The sequence below is a fragment of the Streptomyces tailanensis genome (genome assembly GCF_008386495.1).
GTDB lineage: Bacteria > Actinomycetota > Actinomycetes > Streptomycetales > Streptomycetaceae > Streptomyces > Streptomyces tailanensis.
This window is the reverse complement of sequence record NZ_VTHJ01000013.1, coordinates 157,675-167,460: the sequence shown is the minus strand read 5'-3', so window position 1 is coordinate 167,460 and position 9,786 is coordinate 157,675. Positions and strand designations below refer to the sequence as shown.

The window sequence follows — 9,786 nt, the reverse complement described above, 5'->3', positions numbered from 1 at the left end:
CGCGGCTCCATCCTCTGGCTACGCAGCCTGCCAGCCCTCCCGTGATCTCAACTCAGAACAGGCCCTAGACCGCCTCGGCGGTTTCGGGGAGGTGTGCGGCGAGCTCGTCGGTGAGGACGACGACCTCGGCGAGGTCGCCGAAATCGCGTACGGCCGTGTCGACGGTTTTGCGGATACGGGTGTTGACGCGCTCGGAGCGCACTTTCTCGGCGACCTCCATGGCCCGCTGCGCCATGGCCACGCTCTGCTCGGGCTCCCGCTGGAGCAGATGCACCGTGGCCATGCCGATGAGGTTCAGCGCGTACGACCGCTGGTGTTCGGTGTCCGTCGAGAAGAGCTCGACGGCGCGGCGCATCACGGGCTCGGCCAGGGAGGCGTAGGTGGGGCTGCGGCCGGCGACATAGGCGAGATCGCGGTAGGAGTGGGAGTTCTCGCCGTGCAGTTCGGCCTCGTTGAAGAAGCGGATCCAGTCGGGGTCCGGGTCGTCCCATTCCTCGGCGTCGGTGAAGGTGTCCTCGGCCATCCGCACCGCCCGCTTGCACTTTCCGGGCTGGCCCATGTTCGCGTAGGCGCGGGCCTCCATCGCATACAGCATCGACTGGGTGCGCGGGCTCGCGCAGTCGCGGCTGCCGTACTGGGCGAGGTGGATCAGTTCGAGCGCGTCGTCGGGCCGGCCGAGGTGGATCATCTGGCGGCTCATGCTGGAAAGGACGTACGAGCCGAGGGGCTTGTCGCCCGCCTCCTTGGCGGCGTGCAGGGCGAGGACGAAGTACTTCTGGGCGGTGGGCTGGAGGCCGATGTCGTACGACATCCAGCCCGCCAGCTCGGCGAGCTCCGCCGCGACCTTGAACAGGCGCCTGGTGGTGGCCTCGGCCTGGGGCTCCTGGAGGAGGTCGGTCACCTCGTGCAGCTGGCCGACGACCGCCTTGCGGCGCAGACCGCCGCCGCACTGGGCGTCCCACTTCCGGAACATCGCCGTGGTGGACTCCAGGAGTTCCAGCTCCGGTTGGGAGAGGCGTCCGCCGCGGCGGACGGCGACGGGCGGCTCAGGTTCCGAGCGGGGGGCGGGGGCCGCGGGGACGAGCCAGCGCTGCATCGGCTCGATGAGGGCCGGGCCCGCGGACAGGGCCAGCGAGCTCCCGAGGAAGCCGCGCCGCGCCAGCATCAGGTCGCTGCGCGAGAACTCGCTGATCAGCGCCACGGTCTGCGGGCCCGTCCAGGGCAGGTCGACGCCGGACACCGACGGTGACTGGTGAGCGGCGCGCAGCCCCAGGTCCTCCACGGCGACCACACAGCCGAACCGCTCGGAGAACAGCTCGGACAGGATCCGGGGGATCGGCTCGCGCGGGTTCTCCCCGTCGAGCCAGCGGCGTACGCGGGACGTGTCGGTGGAGATGTGGTTGGCCCCGAGCTGGCGGGCGCGGCGGTTCACCTGCCGGGCGAGCTCGCCCTTGGACCAGCCGCTGCGGACGAACCACGAGCCCAGCAGTTCGTTCGGGCGCTTCTCAGCGTTCGTGCCGCTTCCGCCGTTGCCGCCCACTGGAACGCCCCCATCCCTGAAACCACCTGTGCGCTTGCACGCTGTGTGCGCAAAGCCTTACCAGAATGCCGGTTACCACGCCGTACGCCCGATGGTTCTCACCCCTCGAACGGAAAGACGACTTGCCTCCGGCATACCCACGAGCGCGAACGTCCCCAGGCCCCGTGCACTCAAAGTAACCCCACGATCACCGTTCAGCCATGGCGGTCCCGTAAACGCCACCATTCGCCACCCCTTCGGATGAACTCATGAACGTCAGTACGCGATTCACTTGACACATGACGGCCGGGAGTGGGCGGAGTGACGCACTCAGGGGCGCGTGTCACAGACCGCACCACCGGATGTGCCGCCTGTGCGCCATTCGGGCGGCGACACAGCGTTACATTCCGCCTCCGTCGCGTAACCACCGGCGCGCTGGACCCGTTGGAGGGGGCATGGGCTTCACGATCGGCGGCATTCGGGAGATGCGTATCCGGGAGATGCGTTCGGGCACGCGTCGGCGTGGCCGTACCTCGGAGTGCACGGCCGTGGCCGAGTTCACCAGCCTCTGGGGATGGGACGTCGTCCCCGGCGCACGGACGGCTTCGGGCGCGTGCTCGTGCGGCAAGGCGCGCTGCGCCGCGCCCGGCGCACATCCCCTCGACTTCGCTCCCCCGGTCCGCGCCGGGGCCACGCTCGACCAGGTGACCGAGGCCTGGGCCGAGTTTCCCGGCGCCTCGATCATGCTGCCGGTCGGCCGTTCCTTCGACGTGATCGAGGTCGCCGAGTCCGCCGGGCGGCACGCCCTGGTCCGGCTGGAGCGCATGGGCCTCCCGCTCGGCCCGGTGATCGCCGCCCCCGAGGGCCGCGCGCACTTCCTCGTCGCTCCCGGCGCGGCGGCCGAGCTGCCCGAGCTGCTCTACCGCATGGGCTGGGACGACCCCTCCGCCTTGGACCTGCGGGGCCTCGGCCCCGGCGCCCACATCACCGCCCCGCCCGCCGACCGCGCCGGCCTCGGCCCGGCCCGCTGGCTCCGCTCCCCGGCCCTCGACTCGGCGACGAAGCCGCCCGCCGCGCGACTGCTGCTCGGGACGCTGGCGTACGTGGCGCACCGGTCGCGCGCGTAAGGGCGGATGCCGCCTGGGATACGCACACACGGCGAAGCGCCCGCCCCCGACTGCCGGGGGCGGGCGCTTCTCACCTCAGCTAGGAAATTTCCTACCTGCTGGAGCCTTCCTGGCTCAGTCTCCGATAAGGGCGTCAACGAACGCCTCCGGCTCGAACGGCGCCAGGTCGTCCGCGCCCTCTCCGAGGCCGACGAGCTTGACGGGTACGCCCAGCTCACGCTGTACGGCGATGACGATGCCGCCCTTGGCGGTGCCGTCCAGCTTGGTCAGCACGATGCCGGTGATGTCGACCACCTCGGCGAAGACGCGGGCCTGCACGAGCCCGTTCTGACCGGTGGTGGCGTCGAGGACGAGCAAGATCTCGTCCAGCGGCGCGTGCTTCTCCACGACGCGCTTGACCTTGCCGAGCTCGTCCATGAGGCCGGTCTTGGTGTGCAGTCGGCCGGCGGTGTCGATGAGGACGACGTCGGCGCCCTCCTCGATGCCCTCCTTGACGGCGTCGAAGGCGATGGACGCCGGGTCGCCGCCCTCGGGACCGCGCACCGTACGGGCGCCGACCCGCTCGCCCCAGGTCTGCAGCTGGTCGGCGGCGGCGGCACGGAAGGTGTCGGCGGCGCCGAGCACGACGTTCTTGCCGTCGGCGACGAGGACGCGGGCGAGCTTGCCGGTGGTGGTGGTCTTGCCGGTGCCGTTGACGCCGACGACCATCACGATGCCCGGGGTGTCGAGGGGCGAGTCGGTGTTGACCGCGCGGTCGAACTCGGGGACGAGGATCTTGAGCAGCTCTTCGCGCAGCAGCCCGCGCAGCTCCGCCGGGGTGCGGGTGCCGAGCACCTTCACCCGCTCGCGCAGTTGTTCGACCAACTCCTGGGTGGGCTGGACGCCGACGTCGGCGGTGAGGAGGGTGTCCTCGATCTCCTCCCAGGTGTCGTCGTCGAGGTGCTCGCGCGAGAGGAGCGTGAGCAGCCCCTTGCCGAGCGCGTTCTGCGAGCGGGAGAGCCGGGCGCGCAGGCGTACGAGACGGCCGGCGGTCGGTTCGGGGATCTCGATCGCGGGGGCGGCCGGGGGCTCCTCGACGGCGACGGGTGCTGTCGCCGTGGCGTCCGGGAGGTCCACCTCCTCGATGGTTCTGCGCGGTTCTTCGCGCGGGGTCTCGGCCTCGTCGCCGACGTGCGGCTCGGCCGGGGGCGCGGTGATGTCCGGGGTGGTGGGGGGTGCCGGGGGCAGCGGCTTCTTCCTGCGGCTGCCTACGACGAGCCCGCCCAGCACGCCGAGCACGACCACGGCGATGACAAGAGCAAGGATGAGTTCCATAACGCGTCCAGTATGCGGGACCCGACCAGCGGCGCGTTCGATCGCCGTGCGGGGCCACACGGGCCCTCCACACCCCTGGATACCTGACGCACCGTCAGCTAACGTCCCCTCCACAGCCGCCCAAAGGGGGTCCGCCATGCCCGTCACGGTCGTCCGTTTCAATATGGTCGAGCCCGGGGCGACGCCCGCCTCGCTCGGCGCCCGCTACCGGGCCGCCGTCGAGATGGCCGCGTACGCCGATGAGCAGGGCATCAGCACGGTGCAGACGGAGGAGCACCACGGGGTCGCCAACAACTGGCTGCCGTCGCCGTTCGTCTTCGCGGGGGCGGTGTTCGGAGCGACCCGTCGGATCGCGGTGACCGTGTCGGCGGTGATCGGTCCGCTGCACGACCCGTTGCGGCTGGCCGAGGACATCGCCGTACTGGATCTGGTGAGCGGCGGGCGGTTGGTGACCGTCGCCGGGATCGGGTACCGGCCGGAGGAGTACGCGCAGTTCGACGTGGACTGGAAGGGGCGGGGGCGGCTCCAGGACGAGCTGCTGGAGACCCTGCTCCGGGCGTGGACCGGTGAGCCCTTCACATATCGGGGGCGTACGGTCCGGGTCACCCCGCGTCCTGGCACCGAGCCGCATCCGCTACTGCTGGTCGGTGGCTCGTCGAAGGCCGCGGCGCGGCGGGCGGCACGCCTCGGGCTGCCGTTCTTCCCGAGCGCGCATCTGCCGGAGCTGGAGGCGTACTACAAGGAGCGGCTCATGGAGTACGACACCGAGGGGTGGACGATGATGCCCGCCGCCGAGACGCCGTTGCTGCACGTCGCCGAGGATCCGGACCGGGCGTGGGCTGAGTACGGCGGGCACTTCCTGCATGAGGCGCGGACGTACGCGTCCTGGCAGTCGGCCGGTATCCGGTCGGCCGTGCGGTCGGCGGCGGCGACGGTGGACGAGCTGCGCGCCGAGGGCGTGTACCGGATCGTCACGCCGGACGAGTGCGTGGCGCTGGGCCTCGACAACTACGTACTGCATCCGCTGGCGGGCGGAATGCCGGTGGAGGAGGGCCGGCGAGGGCTTCGGCTGTTCGCGGAGCGGGTGCTGCCGCGGTTGAAGGACTGACTCGGCCGGAACTACCGGAGCCTCTGGCTGATCACCTTCGACACGCCATCACCCTGCATGGACACGCCATACAACGCGTCGGCGACTTCCATGGTCCGCTTCTGGTGGGTGATCACGATCAGCTGCGACGCCTCCTGCAGCTCCTGCATGATGCGGATCAGCCGCTGCAGGTTGGTGTCGTCCAGGGCCGCCTCGACCTCGTCCATGACATAGAACGGGCTGGGCCGCGCCTTGAAGATCGACACGAGCATCGCGACGGCGGTCAGCGACCGCTCGCCACCGGAGAGCAGCGACAGCCGCTTGACCTTCTTGCCCGGAGGCCGGGCCTCCACGTCCACGCCCGTGGTGAGCATGTTGTCGGGGTCGGTGAGGATCAACCGCCCCTCACCCCCCGGGAAGAGCCGACTGAAAACACCCTCGAACTCACGGGCGGTGTCCCGGTACGCCTCGGTGAAAACCTGTTCGACGCGCTCGTCGACCTCCTTCACCACCTGAAGCAGATCGGCGCGGGTCTTCTTCAGGTCCTCCAGCTGTTCGCTGAGGAACTTGTGCCGCTCCTCCAGCGCCGCGAACTCCTCCAGCGCCAGCGGATTGACCTTGCCGAGCTGCTGGTACGCCCGCTCGGCCGCCTTGAGCCGCTTCTCCTGCTCGGCGCGGTGGAACGTCCTGGGCCGGTTACGGGGATGCTCCGGGTCCTCCGGCAGCTCCTCCCCCTCCGCTGGCGGTGACGGCGGTACGAGCTGGTCGGGCCCGTACTCGGCGACCAGGCCCTCCGGTTCGACGCCCAGCTCCTCCAGCGCCTTCGTCTCCAGTTGTTCTATCCGCATCCGCTTCTCGGCGCCGAGCACCTCTCCCCGGTGCACGGAGTCGGTCAGCTTGTCCAGCTCGGCCTTGAGATCTCGCCCCTCGTTCCGCGCCCGCACCAGTTCCTGTTCCCGGCGCGCCTTGGCGGCGTCGGCCGCGGTGCGCTCCTCCTCCGCGCGGGCGAGGGAGACCTCGACATGCGCCAGCAGCTGCCGGGCGCCGGACGCGACGGCCTCCGCCACGGCCGCCTCGTGCCGCAGCCGCGCCCGGCGCTGCTCGGCCCTGGCCCTCGCCTCGCGCTCGGCGCGCGCGGCCCTGTCGAGCGAGTCGGCGCGCCCGGCCAGCCCTTTGACCCGCTCCTCGTGCGTACGCACCTGGAGCCGGGCCTCCATCTCGGTCTGCCGCGCGTTGGCCCCGTCCGCCGCGAGCCGATCCCGTACGGAGGTGTCGGGCTCCTCCTCGACGGGCATCTCCTCGGCGACGGCGAGCCGTTCGGCCAGCTCCTCGGCTTCCTGTACGGCCTTGTCGAGCGCTTCCTGGGCCCGAGCGGCCGCGGCGGTGGACCGCTCGGCCTCCCCGGCGGCGCCCCTCGCCTGCCCGGCGAGCCGCCCGAGCTGCTGGGCGACCGCGGACTTCTCCCGCTCGGCCGCCCGGCGCCGATCCCCCAGCTCCTCCACGAGCCCGGCCCGTTCCCGGCGCAGTTCGACCGCGCTCTCCTGGGCCTCGGCCAACTCCTCGCACCGTACGACCAGTTCCTCCAGCTCGGCCGCCGCCTCGTCGACGGACGCCTGCACCTCCAGCAGACTCGGCGCCCCCGCGGAGCCTCCGTGCGCGAAGTGCGCCCCGAGCAGGTCCCCTTCGGCGGTGACCGCGGTGAAGTCGGGGCGCGCGTGAACGAGGTCCTCGGCGTCTTCGAGGGTGCCGACCACGACGATGCGGTGGAGTAGGCGGCGTACGGCGGGCATGAGGTCGGCGGGACCGCGGACGAGGTCGACGGCATAGCGCTCCGTGCCCCTTTGGAGTGTGGGTGTGAGGTCCTCCTCCGGCGCCCCCGCCAGCAGCAGCGACGCTCGCCCCGCATCCTGTTTCCGCAGCAGACGGATGGCGTCGGCGGCCGAGGCGGGGGTCGTCACCGCGATGGCGTCGGCCGCGGCGCCGAAGGCGGCGGCCAGGGCGACCTCGTGGCCCGGGGTGACCGTGAGGAGTTCGGCGGCCGGGCCCAGCAGGCCGCTGAGGCGGTCCTTCGCGTTGAGTAGCGCGCCCGATCCGTCCTTGCGGCGCAGGCCCATGGCGAGGGCCTCGTGGCGGGCCTGGGTGGCGGCGCGGCGGCGTTCGGCGGTGGTGGTGGCCTCGCGGGCGGCGGTGAGAGCGGACTCGGCCTCGGCCAGGGCACGCTTGGCGGCGTCGTGCTGCTCGGCGAGTTCGCTGTCGTCGGCGTCGAGGCCGTCGACCTCGGCCTTCAGCGCCTCGTACTCCTCCTGGGCGGCGGCGGCACGTTCCCGCGCCTCGTCGCGTGCGGCGGCGAGGCGGTCGATCTCGGCCTGGGCGGAGGCCGCGCGGGAGCGGGCGGCGTTGACCTGGCCGTTGAGACGGGCAAGGCTCTCGCGGCGGTCGGCGATGGATCGCGCGACGTCCTTCAGGCGGCGTTCCTCGATGGCCAGCTCGCGCTCCAGCTCGGCCCGGTGCTCGACCGTGTCCTCCAGGGCGCGCTCGGCGGCTTCGAGGGCCGCTTCGAGTTCGGCCTCCTGTTCACGGATGCGGGCGGCCTCGCGCTCCATGTCCTCGGGGTCGCGTCCGCGCCGCTCCTCGGGCGGCGCCGAGGTGGCGCTCTTCACCCGGGCGTCGGCCAGGGAGATCGTGCCGCGCACCCGCTCGGCGAGCTGCGACAGCTCGTACCAGGTCTCCTGGGCCCGTTGCAGGCGCGGGGTGAGCTGCCGTACCTCGTCCTCCAGGAGCGCTTCGCGCTGGAGGGCCTTCTTGAGCTCGTCCTCAGCGGCCTCCTTGCGCTGCTTCAGCGCGGCCTCGTCGGCGATCTCGTTCTGCAGCGCCCCCCGGAGTCGTACGAGATCGTCGGCCAGCAGCCTGAGGCGCGCGTCCCTCAGGTCGGCCTGGATGACGGCGGCCCGGCGGGCGACGGCGGCCTGGCGGCCGAGGGGCTTGAGCTGGCGGCGGAGTTCGTCGGTGAGGTCCTGGACGCGGGCCAGGTTGGCCTGCATGGCGTCCAGTTTTCTGAGCGCCTTCTCCTTGCGCTTGCGGTGCTTGAGGACGCCGGCGGCCTCCTCGATGAAGGCGCGGCGGCCCATGGGGTCGGCGTGCAGGACGGAGTCGAGCTGGCCCTGGCCGACGATGACGTGCATCTCGCGGCCGATGCCGGAGTCGGAGAGCAGTTCCTGGATGTCGAGGAGACGGCAGGTGTCGCCGTTGATCTGGTACTCGCTGCCGCCGTTGCGGAACATGATCCGCGTGATCGTGACCTCGGAGTACTCGATGGGGAGGGCCCCGTCGGAGTTGTCGATGGTCAGGGACACCTCGGCGCGGCCGAGCGGGGGGCGCCCTGTGGTGCCGGCGAAGATGACGTCCTCCATCTTGCCGCCGCGCAGCGACTTCGCGCCCTGCTCGCCCATGACCCAGCTGAGCGCGTCCACGACATTGGACTTGCCCGAGCCGTTCGGTCCGACGACACACGTGATACCCGGCTCGAAGCGGAGTGTGGTCGCCGAGGCGAACGACTTGAACCCTCGGAGGGTCAGGGCCTTGAGGTGCACGCCGCTGGACTCTACCTTCCGGCCTTGTCTCACTCCATGAACGCGCGGTTTCGCACATGAACGTGCAGGGCACACCACACGTTAAAGAGTGTGAGAAGCACCGTTCAAAAGGGTGTGAGAAGCACCGTTCACGCGCGTGGGGAAGCGCGGGGGAAAGAAAGAAGGGACGCCTCAGGAAGGCGTCCCTTGCAGATCTGACAACTTAGCGGTTGATACGGGCAGCCCAACCACTGCTGTCGTGGTGCCATGCGTTGCAGTGATCAGGTGAGCGCAGGCTCCGCCTGGTGTGCGTCGAGCTCCATGAGCGAGTCGTGAGAAGCGGCAGCCGTCAGCGCGTCGTTCTCCGCCTGGATCCGTACGAGCTCGGATTCCAGGTCCTGGACGCGCTGCTGGAGCCGTCGCATCTCGGCGAGGAGTCGCGGGTCGGAGCCGCCGACGTAACCGAGAAGCGCCTTTGCCATGATGGATGGTCCTCCACACTGAGTGACCGACCGAAGCGGTGTGGGTCGTGAGGGAATCGCACCCGCGGTGCTTGGACTGTTGAGTTTTGCTGCCGTTCATCCATGCCAAACAGCTAAGGTGCGCGGGGCTTTCAGCGTCTCACCAAAAAGTTTGACGGTCAACACGATCACGCCCCGCATTGGCGGGCACCCCGGTGGCGCGCGGCCCTCGACGGGGGGCGCTGCGGCATTTCCGGGATCTCTCGTGGTCGGCGGAGCGGATGACCGGCCTTGTCGCGGGAGACTGCCATGACAGCGCATTGTTGGCAACCACCAGCACATTTCTGGTTTGTGCATGCCGCTGACATATGCCAGTGGCTCACGCCTCCGCTGTTGCTCGCCTCGCTCCACAGAGCCGGTCAGCGGACGGCGAAGCCGTCGTAACCCCCTCGGGGTGTGTCCCAGATCTCGGTGACCCCGTCAACGCGCCCGGGCGTGTCGTCGCCCTGGAGCCAGTCCAGCAGCCCTTGGCAGGCCTCGCGAGTACCCTCGGCGACCACCTGTACGCGCCCGTCGGCCAAATTGAGAGCAAAACCACTCAGCCCGCCGATCTCCAGCGCCCTGGCCCGCGTGAACCAGCGGAAACCCACACCTTGCACCCGTCCGCGCACCCAGGCGACCAGCCGTACATCCTCGCTCATGCCTGCAC

7 protein-coding genes are annotated in these 9,786 nt (G+C 70.7%); 2 read left to right on the top strand and 5 right to left on the bottom strand.

Translation table 11 applies throughout. The features are described 5' to 3' along the window. Positions 1 to 64: 64 nt before the first annotated feature. Positions 65 to 1,540 carry a transcriptional repressor NsdA gene (nsdA, locus tag F3T56_RS13540; RefSeq protein ID WP_149825421.1) on the bottom strand — a complete coding sequence of 492 codons (1,476 nt, stop codon included), beginning with the start codon at positions 1,538 to 1,540 and terminating at the stop codon, positions 65 to 67. A 434-nt stretch (positions 1,541 to 1,974) separates the two neighbouring features. Between nsdA and F3T56_RS13535 the strand changes: the two genes are divergently transcribed. After that, the gene (locus F3T56_RS13535; protein ID WP_149825419.1) at positions 1,975 to 2,646 is read left to right on the top strand and encodes a bifunctional DNA primase/polymerase; all 672 of its coding nucleotides are present in this window, start codon (positions 1,975 to 1,977) and stop codon (positions 2,644 to 2,646) included. Positions 2,647 to 2,760: 114 nt separating this feature from the next. Here F3T56_RS13535 and ftsY read toward each other — a convergent pair whose 3' ends face one another. After that, positions 2,761 to 3,960 (bottom strand): signal recognition particle-docking protein FtsY, encoded by a 1,200-nt coding sequence (gene ftsY / locus F3T56_RS13530; RefSeq protein ID WP_149825417.1) that lies wholly within the window; start codon positions 3,958 to 3,960, stop codon positions 2,761 to 2,763. 136 nt (positions 3,961 to 4,096) lie between these two features. Between ftsY and F3T56_RS13525 the strand changes: the two genes are divergently transcribed. Further along, a complete protein-coding gene (locus F3T56_RS13525) occupies positions 4,097 to 5,068 on the top strand; it encodes an LLM class flavin-dependent oxidoreductase (protein WP_149825415.1) in 972 nt (323 codons plus the stop codon). An 11-nt stretch (positions 5,069 to 5,079) separates the two neighbouring features. Here F3T56_RS13525 and smc read toward each other — a convergent pair whose 3' ends face one another. The 3 genes from smc to F3T56_RS13505 all read right to left on the bottom strand — a co-directional run bounded on the left by smc (position 5,080) and on the right by F3T56_RS13505 (position 9,778). Next, positions 5,080 to 8,637, bottom strand: coding sequence for a chromosome segregation protein SMC (smc, locus tag F3T56_RS13520; RefSeq protein ID WP_149825413.1), 3,558 nt, complete (start codon positions 8,635 to 8,637; stop codon positions 5,080 to 5,082). A gap of 260 nt (positions 8,638 to 8,897) precedes the next feature. Beyond that, positions 8,898 to 9,098: a hypothetical protein gene (locus F3T56_RS13515; protein ID WP_149825411.1), complete on the bottom strand. Its 201-nt coding sequence runs from the start codon at positions 9,096 to 9,098 to the stop codon at positions 8,898 to 8,900. 398 nt (positions 9,099 to 9,496) lie between these two features. Continuing rightward, entirely contained in the window at positions 9,497 to 9,778 is a 282-nt protein-coding gene (locus F3T56_RS13505) for an acylphosphatase (protein ID WP_149825407.1), read from the bottom strand. Positions 9,779 to 9,786 lie beyond the last annotated feature (8 nt).

What these genes read in the sequence shown, in the direction of transcription:
- F3T56_RS13535 (WP_149825419.1), top strand. Translation starts at nt 1,975, where the DNA reads ATGGGCTTCACGATCGGCGGCATTCGGGAGATGCGTATCCGGGAGATG.
- ftsY (WP_149825417.1), bottom strand. Translation starts at nt 3,960, where the DNA reads ATGGAACTCATCCTTGCTCTTGTCATCGCCGTGGTCGTGCTCGGCGTG.
- F3T56_RS13525 (WP_149825415.1), top strand. Translation starts at nt 4,097, where the DNA reads ATGCCCGTCACGGTCGTCCGTTTCAATATGGTCGAGCCCGGGGCGACG.
- F3T56_RS13515 (WP_149825411.1), bottom strand. Translation starts at nt 9,098, where the DNA reads ATGGCAAAGGCGCTTCTCGGTTACGTCGGCGGCTCCGACCCGCGACTC.
- F3T56_RS13505 (WP_149825407.1), bottom strand. Translation starts at nt 9,778, where the DNA reads ATGAGCGAGGATGTACGGCTGGTCGCCTGGGTGCGCGGACGGGTGCAA.